Consider the following 21,541-nt stretch of genomic DNA (forward strand, 5'->3'; position numbering starts at 1 on the left):
CTCCCGGTTCATTTCGACTCTGATTGACATCCGACCGCGCCGTCCCGATACCGTGATCAATTGCGGAATGCGGGCCATGAAACGGGGCGGCGGATGCGGGGCGCAATCTGTCCGCGTCATCTCTTCATCCAGCATAGCGTCCGGGGAGGATGAGACCATGACCGATACCACGAGCGCCGCTGCGCCTTCGTCCTGGAGCGCGCGTCTGACCCCCGCCCATTGGCGGGTGTTGACCGCCGCCTTCTTCGGCTGGGTGTTCGACGGATATGAGACCTACGCCCTGATCACCGTGATTGGCCCTGCGATGGCCGCGCTTCTGCCAGCGTCCGAACGCGGGCACATCCATGCCGCCGCCGGCCTTGCCATTGCCATTACCCTGCTCGGCTGGGCGGCCGGTGGAACGGTTGGCGGCATTGCTGCCGATTATATCGGCCGCAAGCGGATGCTGCTGATATCGGTGGTTGGCTACAGCCTGTTTACCGGTCTGACCGCATTCAGCACGTCGGTCGGCATGCTCGTGGCGTTCCGCTTCCTCACCGGCCTGTTTCTCGGTAGCGAATGGAGCACTGGCAATTCGCTGCTGGCCGAAACCTGGCCGAACGAGGCCCGCCCCAAGGGCGCCGGCTTTCTGCAGTCCGGCTTCGGGTTCGGCGCCTTCCTCGCTGCAGCCGTCTGGTACCTGCTGCGTCCGTTGGGGCCCGACGCGTGGCGTGCGATGTTTCTGGTCGGCGTCCTTCCGGGCTTTCTTGTGCTGTTTCTGCGTCGCCGCATCGACGATTCAGAAGCATGGGCACGGGCGGTTCGCGAGAAGCGCTGGGCCGTGACTGAAAATTCCGGCAGGCTGAGCCTGTCGGCGCGTCCTTTCACGCTCTTCCAGCTCTTCGCCGATCCGGAGGGCCGGCGCCGGACCGTGCTGGCCTGCCTGATGTCGATCAGCACGACGATGGGGTGGTGGGGAATCGCCACTTGGATACCCGGCTTCGTCGGGGGCTTCGCTGCCCATCACGGGCTTCACGGGCCATACTGGGCGAGCGTTGCCGGGCTCGTCTACACTGCGGGAGCCGTGGTTGGCTATCTCGTTTCTGGCTTCCTTGCCGACTGGATGGGCAGGCGGCGTTACCTAGTCTTCCTGTTCGTCGGTGGCCTCGTCATGACACCGGCGGTCTATCTATGGTCACATTCCCTCGCCACGCTGCTCTTCGCCTCATGGCTGAACGGCTTCTGGACCCTCGGCGCGTTTTCCTGGTACGCGATCTATCTGCCGGAACTCTTCGCAACCAATGTGCGCGGTACTGCTTCGGCATTTGTCTTCAATGCCTCGCGGTTTATCGCGTTTCTCGGTCCGCTGATGGCTGGGGAATTGATTGGCGCGCTGGGCGGGCTGGCACATGTCGCGCTGGCCTTTTCCGTGATCTATGTCATCGGCCTCGTTGTCGCGCCGTTCATGCCGGAAACGAAAGGGCAGCCGCTGCCGCAATGATGCGTCACGCGGCGTTCAGAACCGGGCCTTGAGCCCGACATTGACGGCCTCGGCATTCATGCCGGACGGCGCGTAATTTACGCTGACACCGGCATTCCAGCTCCATGCCCGGTCAAGCCTGCCGCTCAGCTGAAAGCCGGCCCGAAGGACATTCACCGGCATGTTCTGTCCCGACAGGTTGAATGTGGCAGCCGGCGTCGCTTCGAAGGCACCCTGACTATTGCTGCTTCCGCCCAGCCGATGCTGCCATGCCAGACGCCCGCTGGCCAGTATCGCGTGGCCGAAGAGAGCGAGCACCGTCCGGCCGCGCAGGCCGGTCGTCACATACCCGTCTGTCTGGTCGACAGCCGGCATCGCGAGGCCGAACCCGAGGCCGCCGGTTTCACTGACCGCGTGTTCATAGAGGTGCACGGCGCCGAGTCGAACATAGGGCGTCCAGGCCCCGATGCGATAGCCCGCTTCCGCCGCGAGGCCGCCGATCGTTCCCGTCGGTTCGCTGCTGACGGGGGCCGTCTGGTAGCCGAGCAGGACCGAGCGATCGACCCGCCCGTTCATCCACCCATAACTGACCTGACCCGTCAGGTAGGGGCCGGCGGCACCGCCAAGCCGGGCATAGGCGGTTGCGGTATCAAGGTCGCTGCGGAACCGCCCGCCGAAGCCGTTGAGGCTCGCATTGGCCTGATCATGGGCAAAGGCGACCCCGGCCGTGAAGCCCGGTGCGATAGGCGTGTCGAGGCCCACCACAACGCCGTTGTCGTTGTAATGGGCGGCATCTGTCCCGGTCTCACGGAAGCTGCCGAAGGTTCCAAGATAGCGCACCCAGACGGAGGTCGTCGGGCCGGCTTGGTGTTCGGCCGCATGACCGGCGATCGCACGGCTGATCGACATGTCCTCGTCGATCGTGATCGTGCGAAGCGTTGGATAGATTTCACCGGACAGGCTGGTGAGGCTTGCCTGTGCCTGCTGGGCGGTTCTGGCGGAGAGAACGGCGGCGACAGCGTTCAGGAAGGTCGGGTTGGCCGCCGCCTCACCAGCTGACCAGGTGTTGATCTGCTGCAGGGCTCCCTGAACGCCGGAAGCCGCCGCCACCGCAACCGGGGTTGCGCCCGGCATGGCCGCAGCGACCTGGGCGACGTTCGAACGCGTTACCGTCGCCGTCAGATCCTGAGCGCCATATTGCAGGTTGCTCACGGTATAATAAACGCCAGCGCCATAGGTCTGGTTGGAGAAGGCGCCCTGAATCGAGCCGGCGCTGATGAATGTCTCGATCGATTGCGGCAGGTAGGTCTGCGGCGGCGCCAGAACCTTGAAGGTTCCGTTGAGTTGTGCCTTGCCGCTGACGGTCAGCGGATTGCCGATCGCGATCGCCGTCGAACTCCCGGAGCCTGTTGCGTAGTTTCCGTTGATGGTAAGGCCGCTGCTACCGGCGGCGGCCTGGCTGACCAACGTGCCGCCGGCGTTTGTCACGCTTCCATTGACGGTGCCGGAGCCGCCGAAGCTGCCTCCGTTGATCGTGACGGCCGAGCCGAGCGAACCCGTGAGGGCAAGGTTTCCGCCGTTGATGGTGGTACCGCCGGCATATCCGTCATTGCCGGTGAGGGTGAGCGTGCCGGTGGTGCCGTCAACGACGAGGCCGCCGGAGCCCCCGATATTGTTCGAGAACGTGCCCTGATCGCTGCCAATGTTGGCGGTGAAGGTGCCGAAGGCGAACTGAGCGGGTCCGTTGATCGCAGCGGCGGCGTTCACAAGGCCCCAGCCATAGGTGGTGTTGGGGGCGGGCGCCGAGCCGAGAGGCGTTGCCGTGGTCAGGAGTGTATCGGAGACATTGGCCGGCGTGAACCACGGAAATTTCTGCCAGATCAGCGCGGCCACACCGGTGATGATCGGCGCGGAAAAAGACGTGCCAACTGCAAAACCGGTATTGAATGAGGTCCCGGCGACGATCGGCACCTGGTCGTAACCCGGCGCGGCAATGCACCATTGGGCGGTGATGCCGCAGGCGTTGGATGTCGGGTCGAGGCCGCTCACCTGACCGAGGCTATTGATGTCGACATTCACCGCCGAGATCCATTGGGGCTGCAACGAATTCGTGTAAGCCGGCGCCTCTGCCTCGACGCTGATGTCGTTTGGCGACTGCGGGTTGTTGCCCGCTGCCCACACATAAAGATTGCCCGTACCGAATGGCGCGAATAGTGCCCCGATCTGCTGCGAAGCCTGGATGGCGGCCGAGGTCGTCGAGAAACTGCTGGCATTTTCTGCGAGGGACTGGTTGAACAGATGAACGCCGTTGGCCATCAGGTCCTGATACGTCTTGCCGTAGAGCGTGCAGGCGCCGGTGGCATCGCAGGTCTGGGCGACGTAAAGCGTCGCATCTGGCGCAACGCCGCCAGCAAAGAAGTTCACTGGCCCTTGCGTATTGTCGTAGGTGCCTTGGGTCGCTCCTCCGAGGAGCGCCGTCACGATCGACCCGTGACCATAAGGGTCGTTCGCCGACGCGATGTTATTCTGATTTAGCGTGTTATTGCCCTGAGCGAGGTATGAGTTGAACCAGGCAACCCGTCCCTGGAGGGCCTGCACGCCGGTATTGGCGCCGGTATCGAGGATTCCGATAGATACGCCAGCCCCGGTGGCTCCCTCCTGTATCGCGGTAACCACAGTGGTCGGCACATACTGATTATACGCGGGATAGGTCCAGGTCTGGGCCGTCCCAAGATTGATCAGCGTCTGCAAGGTCGACAGGAGAGGCGTCGAGGTCGGGGACGTTGGTGTGGAAACCGATGACGGCGCGGGCAGGCTCGACGAGGCGGTGCCACCGCCACCCCCCCCGCCGCCCGAACAGGCAGACAGGCTCAACGCCGTGGCGGCAAGGAGGGAGAACCGCCTTGAGATCTTCATATCCGTTCCCCGTCATGATGATCTCGGCCCGGTGCTGGAAGACGCGCGGTATCGATAGCGCCGGCGCGCTTTGTGGAGCATGCCGAGGGGCGGGCAGGATGAGCTAGAGGAAGGTCGATGCGTGTCATGGTGTGACACACGCTACGAAGTTAATCTAAATTATTTATTAAAAAATAACTTTTCGATATCGTTGAGATATAATTCTAACTATCGAATAAATCAAAATATAAATTAAATTAAAATAAATGAAAATTATGATCACTAAATTTTATTAGCATTAAAAAATTAAACGATACCGAAATGATCAAAACATCTTCCGATCCAATCGGATCAAGAGTCGTCGAGGACTGTACGCGCCCGGCGACGAACCACATCGGAACGCGAGCCAACGGCTTTCCTATTCTACGCATAGCAGAGGTGGCAGTCACATTCCGTGGAGATCGCAGGTATTTCGAAACGATGATATTCTGGCTGCCGATGCCGTGCTTAATTTGCCCATATTCCGGGAATTATCACCTACCTATCTCGAGATTCATTTGCTCGACCATTCCGACTTTTATTCGCGCGGATGGGCGGAGGTGGCTGGGTCGAATTGAGGTCTCTACCGGCTGGTTCAGCCTCATCCCTTTGGTTGATCGAGAGAACGGGTGAATGCCTGTGGAGCAGATTGCAGTGGGCGACGTGCGCGCGATTGAACGGTTGAGGTTCGCGGGGCTGCTGACCTGCCATGTGGGGATTCGGATTGAGGTTGCCGCATCGACGGTACGCCTGACGCTACGGCGGCTGGAGGCGGCTGGAATGGGCGCGGATCCGCCGGGAGTTACAGCGCAAGCACCTCTCGCCGTGCATCCAGGGGGATCGGTATAGCTGCTTCTGTGAGCTCTGCCGGAACTGGGAAGCGAAGTTGCCGGTGACAATGCGCCAGACGCATGCTTCGGATAAGAAGCTGTTTGTCGATTATGCCGGCGATACGGTGCTAGTGGTGGTTGGACGACTTACCTGCGAGACGCGTGCGGCCCAGATCTCGTCGCGGTTCTCGGCGCATCGCGCTGCATCTATGCCGAGGCGACCTCAACTAGATGCTTGATCCCGGTTTTGATGCTGACAGGCCTGCTCTCAGGCGCCACGGGTGGCTCCGGCCGACGAGCCCGCCTTTCTGCCGTCACCGGCTTCCTATCGGGGCAACCAGCAGGCTGTAAAGGGAACGGGCGGAGCGGCGGGCCATGATCATTACCGCCGCTCCGCGCCGGGGCATCGCTCAGAACAGCCCGGCCGCGATGTTGATGGCTAGAGCCAGCACCACTGTATTGAACAGGTAGCCGATCACGCCCTGCAATGTCGCCAGCCGCCGCATCTTGCGGCTGAGGATGTTCACGTCAGATACTTGGAACGTCATTCCCAGCACGAACGAGAAATAAACGAAGTCGAGATAGTCCGGTGCCTCACCGCCTGGAAAGGCGAGCCCGCCTTCCGGCCCGCTATCGGTCGCCGCGTAATATTCGTGCGCGTAGCGATAGGTGAAGGTGATCTGGGTCATCAGCCACGATGCCACCAGCGTTGCCGCCGCCAGCGCGACATAGGGCGTGTGCGCCGTGGTCCCCTTGCCACGCGCGGCGAAGATGACGATCGCAGTGAAGCTCATCAGCGCACCGGCCAGGCTAAGGCCAAAGATCGTCCATTCCCCTTCCTCCTGCCGCGCCGCGTCGGCGCCGATCCGCGTGTGGTCGGCGCGGCTGAAATGCAGCATGGCGAGCGCGACATAGACCGCGACGGCAATGTCCCAGCCGATCACGACCCGCAGCGTCGGCGCAAGATCGCCCGACAGCAGCAGGAAGACGAGGGCTCCGCAGAGGAGGCCAGTGAACAGGCGGGGGTGGCCGCGCGCAATGCGCACGGCAAGCGGGCGAGGCGTCATCCGTTCTTCATACAGGAACTTCGCCGCGAGGGCAGGCGTGGCGCTTCGCTTTTCCGTGAACGGTGTCAGCTCCGCATGAGCGCCCGATACGCCATCTGGTCGTCATGCATCCGCCGGAACACGGCATATTTGCGGGCATGAAAGCCGGCGTTCGCTGCCTCTGGCGCAATCATCGCCCCGGCCCGGCTCATCGCCGCCATTCCTGCCGGCAGGTCAGGATACACGCCGCCCGCCACCGCGCCGAGAATGGCGCTGCCGAGCAGCACCGCCTCCGGCTCCGCCGGCAGCACGATCCGGCAACCCGTCGCATCCGCGTGCTCGCGGAGAAAAAGCGGGTTTTTCGTCCCGCCGCCGGTCGCCATGATCGTGTCGATCGCGTAGCCATTGGCGTTCATCGTCTCGATGATGTGCCGCGTGCCGTAGGCCAAAGCCTGGAGCGTTGCGAGATAGAGCCGCGCGCAATCCGCTTCGTCCGCCGAGAGCGGCAGGCCCGAGATCATGCCCCGCAGGGTGGCATCCGCGCGCGGCGAGCGGTTGCCGTGGAAATCGGGAAACACGTGCAGGCCCTCGGTCAACGCCGCGGCCGATCCAGCCTCCGCCGCCATCCGCCCGACCAGCGCGTTCAGCCGCTCGTAGATGCTCACCCCCTCCGCTTTCGCCGCGGCGGCAAGTGCCGGATAGGCGGCATGGGTCGTCACCATATGGTCGATCAGCGAGCCGGTCGCGGACTGCCCGCCCTCGTTCAGCCACATCCCCGGAATCATCGCCGCGTGATACGGCCCCCACACGCCTGGCACGAAGCGCGGTTCCGGCGCCACCGCCATGTGGCAGGACGACGTCCCGCCGATCAGCGCGACCCGTCGCCCGAGCGCGGCCGCATCCGGCGCCATCCCGTCGAGTGCGGCGCCGATCACCCCGATCCCGCCCGCATGCGCGTCGATCGCCGAGGTGCCGACCGGAATCCCCGGCGCCAGCCCGAACGCCGCCGCCGCCTCGGCCGAAAGCCCGCCGCCCACCGGTGTCGCGATCGGCAGGATCGTGGTGCCGATCCGCGTGAACCCCTCATCGGCAAGCTCGCCAAGCCCGATCGCCCGGAAATACGCCTCGTCCCAGCGTTCCTCGTGGCCGAGATAGGTCCATTTGCACACGGTCGAGCAGAGCGAGCGGCTGGCCGCACCCGTCGCCCTGTAGGTGAGGAAATCCGGCAGGTCGAAGACATGCCGCGCCGCCGCCCAGCTTTGCGGCGCGTGCCGCTTCAGCCACAGCAGCTTCGGCGTCTCCATCTCCAGCGAGATCCGCCCGCCGACATAGCGCAGCACCTCGTACCCGCCCGCATTGATTTCGTCCGCCTCCGCCTGCGCGCGATGATCCGCCCAGAGAATCACGTCCTGCGCCGGGTCGCCGTCCGGCTCCACCGGCAGCGGCGCGCCGGCTTCATCCAGCACCACGAGCGAGCAGGTTGCGTCGAACCCGATGCCGCGCACCACCAGCCCACTGCCGGCCTCCGCCATTGCGCAGCGCACCGCATCGCTCACCGCTGCCCAGATATCGGTGCTCGACTGCTGGATGAAATCCGGCCGCGGTCGCCAGGCGCGGATCGCCCGCACGGCACTGCCGCGCATCGTCCCGTCCAAGCCGAACACGCCAGCGCGAGCGCTGCCGGTGCCAACATCGACGCCAATGACGATATGGTTTGCCGGGTGGCTCATGGCGGTCCTCCTCGTTCCGGTTGCCGCTCAGCCCGCGGCGGCGATGAAGGCGTCGAGCGTTGCGAAGTCGGCAACCCCTTCCATCCCGCCCTTGCGGCTGACGGCGAGCGCGCCCGCCGCGCGGGCATAGTCGAGCGCCCGCCTTGTCCCCATCCCCTGCAACAGGCAGGTGACGAAGGCAGCGCCGAAACAGTCGCCCGCCCCGGTCGGGTCGATCTCCTCCACCGGAAACGCCGGCAGGTCGAATTGTTCATCGCGCGAGCGGAAACTCACACCCTTGCGGCTGCGTTTGATCACTACCATCCGTACGCCGAGATCGAGCAGTTCCTCGACCGCCGCGCGTTCCGACTTCGCCTCGGTCGGCAGCAGGATCTCAGGGCCTGACGGCATGAAGATGTCGGTATAGCCGAGCATGAATTCGAGGCCCGCGCGCATTTCCGGAATCATCAGCATTTCCTTGCGGATGTTCGGATCGAAGGAAATCACCGCGCCGTTCGCCTTGGCCAGCTCGATCGCCTTTTTCATTTCGTCAATGATATGAAACGAGAAGAGCGACGACCCCATGATGTGGAAATGCGCGCATTGAGCGAGCATCGCCCGTGCGGCGGCGTCGATCGTGATCCGCCCCGCGGCGCTGCGCTTGAGGTTGAACAGGAAGTCGCGGTCGCCATCCTCGCGGTAGCGCACGAAGGCGCTTGCCGTCACCTGGTCCGGCTCGATCCGCACGGCGCTCACATCCGCCCCCTCGCGCCGCAGCCGGTCGACGCAGAGCCAGCCGAAATCGTCGTCGCCGATGCAGGAGATGATGCCCGCGCCAGCACCAAGCCGTGCGGCCTGGGCGATGAAGGTCGCCGGCGCGCCGCCGGGGAAGGGGCCAAGCAGCCGGCCGGGCTCGTGGAAGCCCTGGCCCTTTTCCTCGGCGAGAATGTCGACGAGGATTTCACCCATGGTCACGATCATGCCGGTCATGACGCCTCGCCGAACGCCCTGGCGCCGCTCCGGCTATGCGCGGGATGGCTGGAGAAATGCGCCTCGGTTCCGCCATCGGTCTCGACAGGCCTGAAGCCGGCGCCGAGGAGGATGTCGCGCAGACGGTTGCTGGGCATGCCGGGCAGGATCAGGTCGGAAATCCCGGTAAGGCCGAGCTGCGCCGTCCGCCGTTCGAGCGAGAGCGCAGGGTTGCCGATCAACACGATGCTGCGCGTACTGCGCCGTATCGCCGCCTCGGCCAGCCGTTCGGCGGGCTTGGCGGCCACCAGCAGCGCCGAATCGGCGGACAGGGCGTCCGCCTCGAGGATCGACCAGCCCAGCGCAAAATGGTCAAGCATCCTGAGGGCGCCTGCGCCTTCGATCATACCGCTCTCCGCGGTAATCTCGCCGCCGAGCAGGTAGATCCTCGCATCGAGGCAGGTGCGGGCGAGGGGGATCGCCTCGGTGCTGGTCAGCACCACGGAAACTCCCGGAATTTCCGCAAGCCAAGGAATTGCCTGGGTGGCGAGCGGGCCAGGGCCGATCAGCACGGTCTGGTCGGGTCCGATCAGCGCCTGCGCCCGCCGCAGCATCGGCACGAGCAGCGCCTTGGTCAGTGGCGCGCCGGCGGGCCGGTCGCGCGGCGCGCCCGATTTCGCCGCTATCGCTTTGCCGAAACTGCGGACGATCAGCCCCTGCTCCTCAAGATAAGTGAGATCGCCACGGATGGTGACTTCGGAAACCTTTAGCGCCGTGCTGAGCTCATCAACGCGCATTTGCCCGTACTGGCGAATCCAGTCGGCGATCTTCAGCCGCCGCTGCAGCACGGCACTTTTCGCGCCGAGCGTCACGTCGATGTTCCCAGGCTGCCCATCTGCTATCGATGCCAGCAACATGCTCGGAAGTCCATAGGTTTCGAAACGAAAGCGGCCGAATCATGTCATGATGACTGTCCTTAACCAATTCTATAGCATTTTCATTATGAATTAGTGTTTTTGGATATTGCGATGCGGTGAATTTTTTCCGTTGACTTATCAAACGAAAGTTCGCTACCTACGAATCACAAGCTGCGCCGAAGCCTGGACGCAGCGCGCGGGGGGATGTTCATCCATCCGGTCGCGGCCCGCATCGGGGCCGCAAGCCGGCATCCCTGTCATCCGCACCGGCTCCTTGCGGGCCCACCTTGCGCAGCCCGTCTGCGCACGCTTCGGCGCGCGGTTTGGCGGCGCCCTTGCTTGATTCAATGAACCGGATTGTTCGAGAGGGAGAAACGTCTCGTGAAACGACAGATCAGGATTGCGGTGGGCGGACTCGCCCTCGGTTGCCTCGGCATTACCGCCGCCCATGCGACGACGCTGACGATCGCGACGGTGAACAACCCCGACATGCTGCAGATGCAGAAGCTGTCGCCGCAGTTCACCAAGGAAACCGGCATCAAGCTGAACTGGGTGGTGCTGCCTGAAAACACCCTGCGCCAGCGCGTCACCACGGACATCGCAACGAATTCCGGCAATTTCGACATCGTCACCGTCGGCTCCTACGAAGTGCCGATCTGGGGCAAGGCCGGCTGGCTCGCGCCGATCAAGAACCTGCCGGCGAGCTACGACGTGAAGGACCTGTTTCCCTCGGTACGCAACGGGCTGTCCTACAAGGGCACACTCTACGCTCTCCCGTTCTACGCCGAAAGCTCGGCGACCTATTACCGCAAAGATCTCTTCAAGGCTGCCGGCCTGACCATGCCGGCGCATCCGACCTATACCGAAATCGAGAAGTTTGCCGCCAAGATCAACGATCCGTCGAAGGGCATCTACGGCATCTGTCTGCGCGGCCTGCCTGGATGGGGCGAGAACATGGCCTATTTCACCACGCTGGTGAACACGTTCGGCGGCCGCTGGTTCAACATGAAGTGGCAGCCCCGGATCGACAGCCCGGCCTGGAAGAAAGCTGCCAACTTCTACGTGAATCTCGAGAAGAAGTACGGCCCCCCCAACGTTACCTCGAACGGCTTCACCGAGAATCTCGCGCTGTTCAGCCAGGGCAAGTGCGGGATGTGGATCGACAGCACGGTCGCCGCCGGCACGCTTTGGGATCCAAAGACCTCGAAGGTCGCGAACGAGGTCGGCATGGTATCCGCCCCGGTGGCGGTCACGCCTCATGGCGCGCACTGGCTCTGGGCCTGGGCGCTCGCGATGCCGAAGACCACGCGCCACAAGGCGGACGACATGAAGTTCCTCGAATGGGCGACGTCGAAGGCCTATCTCAAGCTCGTCGGCAAGACCTTCGGCTGGGTCCAGGTCCCGCCCGGCACCCGCATCTCGACCTATGACAACCCCGACTACACCAAGGCCGCTCCCTTCGCCTCGAAAGTGAAGGAAGCGATCCTGAGCGCCGATCCGAATAATCCGACGCTCAAGAAAGTCCCCTATACCGGCGTGCAGTTCGTCGCGATCCCTCAGTTTGAGGGCATCGGTACCGAAGTTGGCCAGCAGATCGCGGCAGCTCTCGCCGGTCAGAAATCGGTCGACGCGGCGCTCGCCCAGGCCCAGAAGGCAACGGCGCGGACGATGAAGGAAGCCGGTTACCACTGAGTGCGGCAGCAGGGCGGCGTCGCCCCGGGTCAACCGGAGCGCCGCCGCCCCTTCGGAAAGCGGGAGTGTGCGATGATCCAGCCAACGTCAGGCACGATAACACCGGGCAGATCGGGCGCCACGCAGCGCCGGCAGGTGCGGACCCTGCCACTGCTGCTGCCCGCTGTGATCCTTCTGCTCCTCTGGTCAATCCTGCCGCTCCTGCAGACGATTCTCTATTCGTTTCAACATTATAATCTGATGGAGCCGCCCTCGGCCTACAATGGCGGCCTCAATTACACCTATCTCTTCACCGATTCCTCGACCTGGACGGCGATCTGGAACAGCGTGGTGTTGGTTGCCGGCACGCTCGTCGCTTCGATCGTGTTCGGCACGATCATCGCTCTGCTGCTGAACAACGACTTCCCCGGCCGCAACATCGCCCGGCTGATGGCGATCGCGCCCTTCTTCGTGATGTCGCCGGTTGCCGCCCTGATCTGGAAGAACCTGCTGCTCGATCCGGTCAGCGGCCTCGCCGGCTGGCTGATGACGCTGGTCGGCTTCAAACCCATTGCCTGGTTCAGCGTCTATCCGATGGTCTCGATCGTGATCATCTATTCATGGCGCTGGATTCCCTTCGCTACCCTCATCCTGCTCACCGCCCTGCAATCGCTCGATACCGACCAGCTCGAAGCCGCGCGGATGGATGGTGCGAAGGGCCTCGCCCGCCTGCGCTACATCGTGCTGCCGCATCTCGGCCGGCCGATCTCGATCGTGGTGATGCTGGAATCGATCTTCATGCTCTCGGCCTTCGCCGTCATCTACACCACAACCAATGGCGGTCCAGGCCACGCGACGACGACGCTGACCTACATGATTTTCATCCGCGCGCTCAACGATTTCTCGATCGGCAGCGCCTCAGCCGCCGGCGTCTTCGCGATCGTCCTCGCTAATATCCTCGCCTTTTTCCTCATCCGCGCGGTCTCGCGCACCCTGCAGGCGTGAGGTGCTGCTGATGAAACCATCCCTCTCCAGCCGCGTTGTCCTCGCCATCCTCGCCTGGGCGGCCGCGTTCATCATGTTCTTCCCGATCCTCTGGATGCTCGTCACCGCCTTCAAGACCGAAGGCCAAGCCATCGCGATTCCCCCGCTGCTCATCTTCACGCCCACGCTCAAGAGCTTCTTCGATGCAACGCAGAATGCCGGCTACCTGCTCTTCGCGCTGAACAGCGTGATCGTCAGCGTCGGCTCCACCGTGCTTGCCATCGCCATCGCCTTTCCCGCTGCCTACGCGCTCGCCTTCTTCCCTGGCAAGCGCACGGAATTTACCCTGATGTGGATGCTCTCGACCAAGATGCTCCCGGCGGTTGGCGTGCTCATGCCCATCTATCTCTTCCTCAAGAACGTCCACCTGCTCGACACGCGGCTCGGCCTCGTCGGCATCGACACGCTGATGAATCTGCCCATCGTGGTCTGGATGCTCTACTCGTTCTTCAAGGATATTCCTCACGAAATTCTCGAAGCCGCGCGCGTCGATGGCGTTGGCCCGCGCCAGCAGATGATCCATCTGCTGCTCCCGCTCGCGGGTCCCGGCGTGGCCTCCACGGCGCTGCTCTCGGTCATCCTCGCCTGGAACGAGGCGTTCTGGAGCATCAACGTCACCGCCTCCCATGCCGGAACGCTCGCCGCCTATATCGCGCGGTTCTCGGCGCCGGAGGGATTGTTCTGGGCGAAACTCTCGGCGGCCTCGGTTCTCGCGGTCGCCCCCATTCTGGTCTTCGGCAGCCTGACCCAGCGCCGCCTCGTGCGCGGGCTCACATTCGGCGCGGTGAAATAGGAGCGGATCATGGCGAAACTTCTGCTTGAAAAGGTCGAGAAGCGATATGAAGGCTTCCACGCCATCAAGGGCGTGGACCTGTCGATCGACGATCGCGAATTCGTCGTCTTCGTCGGCCCCTCGGGCTGCGGCAAGACGACGCTGCTGCGCATGATCGCGGGGCTTGAGGAAATCACCGGCGGCGATTTCAGCATCGATGGCGTCCGCGCCAACGACATCCCGCCTGACAAGCGCGGCCTCGCCATGGTGTTCCAGACCTATGCGCTCTATCCGCACATGACGGTCGCGGAAAACATGGGCTTCGCGCTCAAGATGGCAAAGGTGCCCAAGGCCGAGATCGAGAAGAAGGTCGCCCACGCCGCCGAGATGCTGCAACTCGACAAGGTGCTGGCCCGCCGCCCCAAGGCGCTTTCCGGCGGCCAGCGCCAGCGCGTCGCCATCGGCCGCGCGATCGTTCGTAATCCGAAAGGATTTCTGTTCGACGAGCCACTGTCGAATCTCGATGCGGCGCTGCGCGTGCAGATGCGCACCGAGCTGGTGAAGCTGAACAAGCAGCTCGAAACCACGATGATCTACGTCACCCACGACCAGGTCGAGGCGATGACGATGGCCGACCGCATCGTGGTGCTGAACGGCGGCATCGTCGAGCAGGTTGGCTCCCCGCTCGAACTCTACCACAACCCTGCCAATCTCTTTGTCGCCGGCTTCATCGGCTCGCCCAAGATGAATTTGCTGGAAGGCGAGATCGCCGCGCGCGACGATGCCGGTGCGGATGTGAAACTCGATGATGGCGGCACCATCCGTGTCGAGGCGGCGAACATCGCCGCCGCCCCCGGCCTGCGCGTCACCCTCGGCACCAGGCCCGAGCACACCGCGCTCGCCGCCGATGGCGAGATCGGCGGCACCGCCGATTTCGTCGAGCATCTCGGCAACGAAACCCTGGTCTACGTCAAGCGCCCCGGCGAGAAGCAGATGATCGTCAAGGCGGACGATCTCGCGGGCGTGCGCATGGGCGACCCCGTGCGCATGAAACCGCAATCCGCCCGCGCCGTCCTGTTCGGACCGGACGGCAAGGCGCTGCTGCGGCGCGAATTCCACCTGCACTGAGCACGTTGCCAGTGCCGGACAACACAAGGAGCGGACATGTATCTCGAGAAATATGACCTCAAGGGGCGCAACGCGGTCGTCACTGGCGGCGGCCGCGCGATCGGCCTCGCCTGTTCGACCGCTCTGGCCGAAGCCGGCGCGCATGTCGTCATCGCCGACCGCGATGCGAATGTCTGCGAGGAAGGCAAGGCCGAACTCGCCAGGCTTGGCTACTCGGCCGATGCCATCGTGCTCGACGTCACCGACCCCGACGCGGTGAACGCGGCGGCGGACAGCCTGAATGCGAAATTCGGGGCGATCGACATCCTGGTGAACAATGCCGGCATCGCCCGCTCGGGCGTCGCCGCCGAGGATGTTACCGACGAGCACTGGCTTGACGTCATCAACGTCAATCTCAACGGCGTGTTCTGGTGCGCCCGCGCCTTCGGCCGCGCGATGCTCGCCCGCCAGCGCGGCGTCATCGTTAACACCGGCTCGATGTCGGGCTTCATCTCGAACAAGCCGCAGAAGCAGTCGTTCTACAATGCCTCGAAGGCGGCGGTGCATCACCTCACCCGCTCGCTCGCCGGCGAGTGGGCCGATCGCGGTGTGCGCGTCAACGCCGTCGCCCCCACCTATATCGACACGCCGCTGACCCGCTTCGGCATGGAAGATCCCGAACTCAACCGCATCTGGCTCGACATGACGCCGATGCACCGCGTCGGCCAGCCGCACGAAATCGCCTCGGTGGTGCTCTTCCTTGCTTCCGACGCGTCGAGCCTGATGACTGGCTCGATCGTCCTCGCCGATGGCGGCTACACGGTCTGGTGAGGCAGCGATGAGCGGACGCCTGCAGGGCAAATACGCAGCCATCACCGGCGGGGCCGGTGGCATCGGCCGGGCGATGGCGGCGGGCTACATCGCCGAGGGGGCCACGGTCTGCATTGCCGACCGGTCACTGGAAGCGGCAGCCGCCGCCGCGTGCGAACTCGGGCCGCAGGCGCATGCCTGTGCGCTCGATGTGGCGGAGATGGCGTCGATCGCCGCCTTCACCGATTTCACCGCCGCGCGCGGCGGGCTCGACATTCTGGTGAACAACGCCGCGGTGTTCGATCTCGCGCCGATTGCCGACATCACCGAGGCAAGCTACGACCGTCTCTTCGCGGTCAACGTGAAGGGCCTTCTGTTTACCCTGCAGGCGGTCGCCCGGCAGATGATCGCCAACGGCCGGCGCGGGCGGATCATCAACATGGCCTCTCAGGCCGGCCGCCGCGGCGAGGCGCTGGTCGGCGTCTATTGCGCCACCAAGGCGGCGGTGATCAGTCTCACCCAGTCTGCCGGGCTCGACCTGATCCGCCACGGCATCCGTGTCAACGCCATCTCCCCCGGCGTGGTGGACACGCCGATGTGGCAAGAGGTCGATGCGCTGTTCGCGAAATATGAAAGCCTGCCGGTTGGCGAGAAGAAGCGTCAGGTCGGCCTTGCCGTGCCCTATGGAAGGATGGGCCGGCCGGACGATCTGGTCGGTGCCGCCATCTTCCTCGCCTCCGACGAGGCGGAATACGTCGTCGCCCAGACGCTCAACGTCGATGGCGGCAACTGCATGAACTGAACGCAAGCGGACCGCCGGTGTTGAGTTGACCGGCGGCCCGGCCTATACGGGGCAGCGGCAACCAGGGATTATTTTGACCCATGAATTTTTCCCAGCCCATCATCGACCCGTTCGACTACGTGGTGTTCGGCGGCACCGGCGATCTCGCGCGCCGCAAGCTTCTGCCCGCGCTTTACCTCCGCGATCTCGATGGTCAACTGCCGGAAACGTCCCGCATCGTCGGCTCTGCCCGAACCGACATGACGGGCGAGGGGTTTCGCGAACTCGTTGAGGCCAGTCTGCGCGAATTCATCGCCGACAAGCTCGACCCCGAGGTTCTTGCCCGCTTCCTCGCCCGGCTGCACTACGTCTCCGTCGACGCCAAGGCCGCGCGCGGCTGGCCTGAACTTGCCACTTTGCTCAGCGACGAACCGCGCCAGATCCGCGTCTTCTACCTCGCCACCGCTCCCGAGCTTTACGGCCCGATCGCCGACAACATCCACGCCCACGGCCTGCAAACGCCTGAAACCCGCATCGTGCTGGAAAAGCCGATCGGCCACGACCTTGCCTCCGCCCGCGCCATCAACGATCGTGTCGGCGCGGTGTTCGAGGAGCGCAACATCTTCCGCATCGATCATTATCTCGGCAAGGAAACGGTGCAGAACCTCCTGGTCCTGCGCTTCGCCAACTCGCTGTTCGAACCGGTCTGGAACCATAACGGCATAGACCATGTGCAGATCACCGTCGCCGAGACCGTCGGCGTCGAGGATCGCGGTGGCTATTACGACCATACCGGCGCGCTGCGCGACATGATCCAGAACCACCTGATGCAGCTGCTCTGCCTCGTGGCGATGGAGCCGCCAGCAACGTTCGACCGCGAGGAAGTGCGCGACGAGAAGATCAAGGTATTGAAATCCCTCGCTCCGATTTCCCGTGACGATATCGCAACAAAATCCGTCCGTGGCCAGTACCGCGCCGGCGCGATCAAAGGCGGCCCGGTGAAATCCTATGCCGAGGAAAAGGACATCGCCCCCGGCTCCACCACCGAAACCTTCGCCGCCCTCAAGGTCGAGGTCCGCAACTGGCGCTGGGCCGGCGTGCCGTTCTATCTGCGCACCGGCAAGCGGATGCCCGAGAAGGTCTCGGAAATCGTCATCCAGTTCAAGCCGGTGCCCTACTGGATCTTCCCCACCGGCTCGGATCACGCGATGCCGAACCGCCTCGTCATCCGCGTGCAGCCGGACGAGCATATCCGCCTGCATCTGTGGACGAAGGAACCGGGCCCCGGCGGCCTGCGCCTGCGCAACGCCCCGCTCAACCTGAGCTTTGCCGAAACCTTCAAGAACAACCACATGCCGGATGCCTACGAGCGCCTGCTGATGGATGTGGTGCGCGGCAACGCCACCCTGTTCATGCGGCGCGACGAGGTCGAGGCCGCCTGGGAATGGACCGAATCCATCCTGGATGCCTGGAAATCCGCCGGCGACCGTCCCAAGCTCTACACCGCCGGCACCTGGGGCCCGTCCGAGGCGGTGGCGATGATCGTCCGCGACGGCCGCACCTGGTTCGACGAACAGGCCGGCTACGGCGCCGGCGACTGACGCGCCCCCGCACGGGCCGCGCGCACTGCGAGGAGCAAAGACATGGTTCAGGATGCGATCGCACGGGTCACCGACCGGATCAGGGCGCGCAGCGAGGCCGGGCGCGCCGCCTATCTCGCCCGCACCGGTGCGCTGATTTCGCGCGGCGTGCACCGCAGCGCGGTCGGCTGCGCCAATCTCGCCCACGCCCTGGCCGGCTGTGCCAAGGCCGAGCAGGACGACCTCAAGCGCGACGACAAGCCGAATATCGGCATCGTCACATCTTATAATGATATGCTCTCGGCGCATCAGCCCTTCGGCCGCTTCCCCGACCTCATCAAGCATGCGGTGCGCGAGGCCGGCGGCATCGCCCAGGTCGCCGGCGGCGTGCCGGCGATGTGCGACGGCGTCACCCAGGGGCGGGAAGGGATGGAGCTCTCGCTCTTCTCGCGCGATGTCATCGCCATGGCCACCGCGATCGCCCTCTCGCACGACGTGTTCGACGGCGCGCTGCTCCTCGGCGTCTGCGACAAGATCGTCCCCGGCCTCGTCATCGCCGCCCTGTCCTTCGGCCACCTGCCGGCGATCTTCGTCCCCGCCGGGCCGATGCCCTCGGGCATTTCCAACACCGAGAAATCCCGCGTCCGCCAGCTCTACGCCGAGGGCAAGGTCGGCCGCGAGGAACTGCTCGAGTCCGAAATCGGCGCCTATCACAGCCCCGGCACCTGCACCTTCTACGGCACCGCCAACTCCAACCAGATGCTGATGGAGATCATGGGCCTGCATCTGCCCGGCGCCTCCTTCGTCAACCCCAACACCGAGCTGCGCGACGCGCTGACCGGTGCGGCGGCGAAGCGCATCCTCGAAATCACCGCCCGCGGCAACGAATTCACCCCGGTCGGCCAGATGGTCGACGAGCGGACGGTGGTTAACGGCATGATCGGCCTGCTCGCCACCGGCGGCTCGACCAACCACACCATCCACCTCGTCGCCATGGCCCGCGCCGCCGGCATCGCCATCACCTGGCAGGATTTCTCCGATCTCTCCGAACACATCCCGCTGCTCACCCGCATCTATCCCAACGGCAGTGCCGACGTGAACCATTTTCAGGCCGCCGGCGGCATGCCGGTGCTGATTGGCGCCCTGCTCGATGCCGGCCTGCTGCACGGCGATGCCCGCACCGTCTGGAGCCCGGACGGGTTGCAGGCTTATCGCGACCAGCCGGTGCTGGAGGAAAAGGTCTTGCGCTGGAAACCCGCCCCGGCCGCAAGCCTCAACCGCGACATCCTCCGCGATGCGACCGAGCCCTTCAGCAAGGATGGCGGCCTGCGCATCATGCACGGCAATCTCGGCCAGGCGGTCACCAAAATCTCCGCCGTCAAGCCCGAGCACCGCGTCGTCGTCGCCCCGGCCCGCGTCTTCCGCAGCCAGGAAGCGATGCAGGAGGCGTTCAAGGCCGGCGAACTGCACCGCGATTTCGTCGCCATCGTCACCCATCAGGGCCCGAAGGCGAACGGGATGCCCGAATTGCACAAGCTGACACCGCCCCTCGGCGTGTTGCAGGATCTCGGCTTCAAGGTCGGCCTCGTCACCGACGGGCGGATGTCCGGCGCCTCCGGCAAGGTGCCCTCGGCGATCCACGTGACGCCGGAAAGCGCCTGCGGCGGCGCGCTGGCGAAGGTGAGGGATGGCGACATGATCAGGCTCGACTGCGAGGCCGGCATATTGGAGGTTCAGGTGGATCAGGCGGAATTTGCGGCGCGGCCGCTCCCGGAGGTCGATCTCTCGGCGCATCACCACGGCATCGGCCGCGACCTGTTCGGCGCCTTCCGCGCCGCCGTCGCCGGGGCCGATCTCGGCGCGAGCGTCTTCGCATGAACCGCCAGGACGGGCTCGATGCCCTGCTCGCCGTCTCGCCGGTCATCCCGGTCCTGACGATCGACAACGCGGCGGATGCCGTCCCGCTCGCCCGCGCCCTGATCGAGGGCGGCGTCGGCGTCGTCGAGGTCACGCTGCGCACGAAGGCGGCGATGGAGGCGATCGCGGCGATGGCCGAAGCGGTCCCCGAAATGGTCGTCGGCGCCGGCACCGTGCTCACCCCGTCGCAATATCGCGAGGTCGAGGAAGCCGGCGCCAAATTCGTCGTCTCGCCCGGCTCCAGTCCCGCCGTGCATGCCGCGGCGGCGAAAAGCCGCGTGCCATTCCTCCCCGGTGCCGCAACGCCGACCGAGGTGCTGCACCTGCTCGAGGCCGGTTTCCGCTACCAAAAATTCTTTCCGGCCGAGCAGGCCGGCGGCATCCCGATGCTGAAGGCAATCGGCGCGCCGATCCACGAGGTCACCTTCTGCCCGACCGGCGGAATCACTCCCACCACCGCGCCCGATTACCTGGCTCTCGCCAACGTGATCTGCGTCGGCGGTTCCTGGCTCACCCCTGCCGCCGCGCTGCGCGCCGGCGACTGGGCGGGAATCGCCAAGCTTGCCGCCCAGGCCGCCGCATTGAAACGGTAGCCTCGCTGTCTATCTCCCGATAGAGCCGCCCTCCCGGCGGCGATCGGGAGAAGGCCATGAATTTCACGGTGATCGCCATCATCGCGGGTCTCGGCGGACTTCTGTTCGGCTATGACACCGGAGTGATCTCGGGTGCGTTGCTGTTCATCCGGCACGTCTTTCACCTCGGTCCGGCAATGCAGGGCGTGGTCGTCGCCATCGCTCTCGGCGCCGCGGCGGTAGGCGCTGCCGTCGCCGGCACCCTGTCCGACAAATTCGGCCGCCGCCCCGTCCTGCTGGTCACGGCGGCGGTCTTCGTCCTCGGCGCGTTGCTTTCCGCTGCAGCCTGGAGCGTGGCAATCCTGCTCGCCGGCCGCGTCCTTGTCGGCGGCGCCATTGGCGTCGCCTCGATGCTCACGCCGCTCTACCTTTCCGAGATGTCGCCGCGCGACAAGCGCGGCGCGGTCGTGACGATCAACCAGGCCTACATCACCATCGGCATCGTGGTGTCCTACGGCGTCGGCTACCTGTTCTCCCATGGCGGCGATGGCTGGCGCTGGATGCTCGCGCTCGGCGCCCTACCGGGTGTCATCCTGTTCGCCGGCATGCTGGTCTTGCCCGAGAGCCCGCGCTGGCTGGCCGGCAAGGGCCATCGTGAGGCTGCGCGCAAATCGCTCGCCTTCCTGCGCGGAGGGCACGATGTCGAGAGCGAACTGCGTGACCTCCGGCAGGATCTTGCCCGCGAAGGCCGCGCGACGGCCCCCTGGTCCGTCCTGCTGGAGCCGCGCGCCCGCATGCCGCTCATCGTCGGCATCGGCCTTGCGGTGTTCCAGCAGATCACTGGCATCAACACGGTCATTTATTTCGCGCCCACCATCTTCCAGAAGGCCGGCCTGTCCTCCGCTTCGGTCTCCATCCTCGCCACCGCCGGCGTCGGCCTCGTGAACGTGGTGATGACCTTCGTCGCCATGCGCCTGCTCGATTCCGCCGGCCGTCGCCGCCTGCTGCTGGTTGGCCTGTCGGGCATGCTGGTCACCCTGCTCGCCGTCGCCGGCGGCTTCATGGCCGGAATGCAGGGTGGCCTCGCCTGGGTCACGGTGATCTCGGTCGCCGCCTATGTCGCCTTCTTCGCCATCGGCCTCGGTCCGGTCTTCTGGCTGCTGATTGCCGAGATCTTCCCTCTCGCGGTGCGCGGCCGCGGCATGTCGCTCGCGACCATCGCCAACTGGGCGTTCAACATGCTGGTCTCGATCACTTTTCTCGACCTCGTCCACGGTCTTGGCCGCGGCCCGACCTTCCTGATCTACGCGGCGATGACGTTGATTACCCTTGTCTTCACCTGGTTCCTGGTGCCCGAGACCAAGGGGCGCAGCCTCGAACAGATCGAGGCTGCGCTGGAAGGCGAGGGCCGCCTCGCCTGAGG

16 protein-coding genes are annotated in these 21,541 nt (G+C 64.7%); 11 read left to right on the plus strand and 5 right to left on the minus strand.

The features are described 5' to 3' along the window. The first annotated feature begins 76 nt into the window (after positions 1 to 76). Positions 77 to 1,480: an MFS transporter gene (locus tag ACMV_RS02680; protein WP_148360957.1), complete on the plus strand. Its 1,404-nt coding sequence runs from the start codon at positions 77 to 79 to the stop codon at positions 1,478 to 1,480. 15 nt (positions 1,481 to 1,495) lie between these two features. On the opposite strand, the gene ACMV_RS02685 is transcribed toward ACMV_RS02680, so the two are convergent. From ACMV_RS02685 to ACMV_RS02705, 5 genes are all read right to left on the minus strand, one after another. After that, positions 1,496 to 4,375, minus strand: a complete 2,880-nt coding sequence (locus ACMV_RS02685; protein WP_148360958.1) for an autotransporter domain-containing protein — start codon at positions 4,373 to 4,375, stop codon at positions 1,496 to 1,498. A gap of 1,258 nt (positions 4,376 to 5,633) precedes the next feature. After that, positions 5,634 to 6,290 carry a DUF1345 domain-containing protein gene (locus ACMV_RS02690; RefSeq protein WP_007424282.1) on the minus strand — a complete coding sequence of 219 codons (657 nt, stop codon included), beginning with the start codon at positions 6,288 to 6,290 and terminating at the stop codon, positions 5,634 to 5,636. A gap of 65 nt (positions 6,291 to 6,355) precedes the next feature. Further along, positions 6,356 to 7,999: an FGGY-family carbohydrate kinase gene (locus tag ACMV_RS02695; RefSeq protein WP_011941537.1), complete on the minus strand. Its 1,644-nt coding sequence runs from the start codon at positions 7,997 to 7,999 to the stop codon at positions 6,356 to 6,358. 27 nt (positions 8,000 to 8,026) lie between these two features. Beyond that, positions 8,027 to 8,968, minus strand: coding sequence for a sugar kinase (locus ACMV_RS02700; RefSeq protein WP_011941538.1), 942 nt, complete (start codon positions 8,966 to 8,968; stop codon positions 8,027 to 8,029). Further along, the gene (locus ACMV_RS02705) at positions 8,965 to 9,864 is read right to left on the minus strand and encodes a DeoR family transcriptional regulator (protein ID WP_007424285.1); all 900 of its coding nucleotides are present in this window, start codon (positions 9,862 to 9,864) and stop codon (positions 8,965 to 8,967) included. Before ACMV_RS02705 ends, ACMV_RS02700 begins: the two co-directional genes overlap by 4 nt. 381 nt (positions 9,865 to 10,245) lie before the next feature. On the opposite strand from ACMV_RS02705, the gene ACMV_RS02710 reads away from it, so the two are divergent. The 10 genes from ACMV_RS02710 (at position 10,246) to ACMV_RS02755 (ending at position 21,539) form a co-directional block, all read left to right on the plus strand. Continuing rightward, complete coding sequence (locus ACMV_RS02710; protein WP_011941539.1) at positions 10,246 to 11,556, plus strand: ABC transporter substrate-binding protein; 1,311 nt, start codon at positions 10,246 to 10,248, stop codon at positions 11,554 to 11,556. 72 nt (positions 11,557 to 11,628) lie between these two features. Beyond that, a complete protein-coding gene (locus tag ACMV_RS02715) occupies positions 11,629 to 12,540 on the plus strand; it encodes a carbohydrate ABC transporter permease (protein WP_011941540.1) in 912 nt (303 codons plus the stop codon). Between the two features lie 10 nt (positions 12,541 to 12,550). Beyond that, entirely contained in the window at positions 12,551 to 13,372 is an 822-nt protein-coding gene (locus ACMV_RS02720; protein ID WP_011941541.1) for a carbohydrate ABC transporter permease, read from the plus strand. Positions 13,373 to 13,381: 9 nt separating this feature from the next. Next, positions 13,382 to 14,479 (plus strand): ABC transporter ATP-binding protein, encoded by a 1,098-nt coding sequence (locus ACMV_RS02725; protein WP_011941542.1) that lies wholly within the window; start codon positions 13,382 to 13,384, stop codon positions 14,477 to 14,479. Between the two features lie 36 nt (positions 14,480 to 14,515). Next, positions 14,516 to 15,289 carry an SDR family NAD(P)-dependent oxidoreductase gene (locus ACMV_RS02730; protein ID WP_007424290.1) on the plus strand — a complete coding sequence of 258 codons (774 nt, stop codon included), beginning with the start codon at positions 14,516 to 14,518 and terminating at the stop codon, positions 15,287 to 15,289. 7 nt (positions 15,290 to 15,296) lie between these two features. Then, a complete protein-coding gene (locus ACMV_RS02735; RefSeq protein ID WP_011941543.1) occupies positions 15,297 to 16,070 on the plus strand; it encodes an L-iditol 2-dehydrogenase in 774 nt (257 codons plus the stop codon). A gap of 80 nt (positions 16,071 to 16,150) precedes the next feature. Further along, entirely contained in the window at positions 16,151 to 17,650 is a 1,500-nt protein-coding gene (gene zwf / locus ACMV_RS02740) for a glucose-6-phosphate dehydrogenase (protein WP_013639477.1), read from the plus strand. A 42-nt stretch (positions 17,651 to 17,692) separates the two neighbouring features. Further along, positions 17,693 to 19,507, plus strand: coding sequence for a phosphogluconate dehydratase (gene edd, locus ACMV_RS02745; protein ID WP_013639478.1), 1,815 nt, complete (start codon positions 17,693 to 17,695; stop codon positions 19,505 to 19,507). Then, positions 19,504 to 20,139, plus strand: coding sequence for a bifunctional 4-hydroxy-2-oxoglutarate aldolase/2-dehydro-3-deoxy-phosphogluconate aldolase (gene eda, locus ACMV_RS02750; RefSeq protein WP_007424294.1), 636 nt, complete (start codon positions 19,504 to 19,506; stop codon positions 20,137 to 20,139). The genes edd and eda overlap by 4 nt, the downstream gene beginning before the upstream one ends. A 56-nt stretch (positions 20,140 to 20,195) precedes the next feature. Next, entirely contained in the window at positions 20,196 to 21,539 is a 1,344-nt protein-coding gene (locus ACMV_RS02755; RefSeq protein WP_007424295.1) for a sugar porter family MFS transporter, read from the plus strand. Positions 21,540 to 21,541 lie beyond the last annotated feature (2 nt).

The organism is Acidiphilium multivorum AIU301, assembly GCF_000202835.1.
GTDB lineage: Bacteria > Pseudomonadota > Alphaproteobacteria > Acetobacterales > Acetobacteraceae > Acidiphilium > Acidiphilium multivorum.

What these genes read in the sequence shown, in the direction of transcription:
- ACMV_RS02680 (WP_148360957.1), top strand. Translation starts at nt 77, where the DNA reads ATGAAACGGGGCGGCGGATGCGGGGCGCAATCTGTCCGCGTCATCTCT.
- ACMV_RS02685 (WP_148360958.1), bottom strand. Translation starts at nt 4,375, where the DNA reads ATGAAGATCTCAAGGCGGTTCTCCCTCCTTGCCGCCACGGCGTTGAGC.
- ACMV_RS02690 (WP_007424282.1), bottom strand. Translation starts at nt 6,290, where the DNA reads ATGACGCCTCGCCCGCTTGCCGTGCGCATTGCGCGCGGCCACCCCCGC.
- ACMV_RS02695 (WP_011941537.1), bottom strand. Translation starts at nt 7,999, where the DNA reads ATGAGCCACCCGGCAAACCATATCGTCATTGGCGTCGATGTTGGCACC.
- ACMV_RS02700 (WP_011941538.1), bottom strand. Translation starts at nt 8,968, where the DNA reads ATGACCGGCATGATCGTGACCATGGGTGAAATCCTCGTCGACATTCTC.
- ACMV_RS02705 (WP_007424285.1), bottom strand. Translation starts at nt 9,864, where the DNA reads ATGTTGCTGGCATCGATAGCAGATGGGCAGCCTGGGAACATCGACGTG.
- ACMV_RS02715 (WP_011941540.1), top strand. Translation starts at nt 11,629, where the DNA reads ATGATCCAGCCAACGTCAGGCACGATAACACCGGGCAGATCGGGCGCC.
- ACMV_RS02720 (WP_011941541.1), top strand. Translation starts at nt 12,551, where the DNA reads ATGAAACCATCCCTCTCCAGCCGCGTTGTCCTCGCCATCCTCGCCTGG.
- ACMV_RS02725 (WP_011941542.1), top strand. Translation starts at nt 13,382, where the DNA reads ATGGCGAAACTTCTGCTTGAAAAGGTCGAGAAGCGATATGAAGGCTTC.
- ACMV_RS02730 (WP_007424290.1), top strand. Translation starts at nt 14,516, where the DNA reads ATGTATCTCGAGAAATATGACCTCAAGGGGCGCAACGCGGTCGTCACT.
- ACMV_RS02735 (WP_011941543.1), top strand. Translation starts at nt 15,297, where the DNA reads ATGAGCGGACGCCTGCAGGGCAAATACGCAGCCATCACCGGCGGGGCC.
- zwf (WP_013639477.1), top strand. Translation starts at nt 16,151, where the DNA reads ATGAATTTTTCCCAGCCCATCATCGACCCGTTCGACTACGTGGTGTTC.
- edd (WP_013639478.1), top strand. Translation starts at nt 17,693, where the DNA reads ATGGTTCAGGATGCGATCGCACGGGTCACCGACCGGATCAGGGCGCGC.
- eda (WP_007424294.1), top strand. Translation starts at nt 19,504, where the DNA reads ATGAACCGCCAGGACGGGCTCGATGCCCTGCTCGCCGTCTCGCCGGTC.
- ACMV_RS02755 (WP_007424295.1), top strand. Translation starts at nt 20,196, where the DNA reads ATGAATTTCACGGTGATCGCCATCATCGCGGGTCTCGGCGGACTTCTG.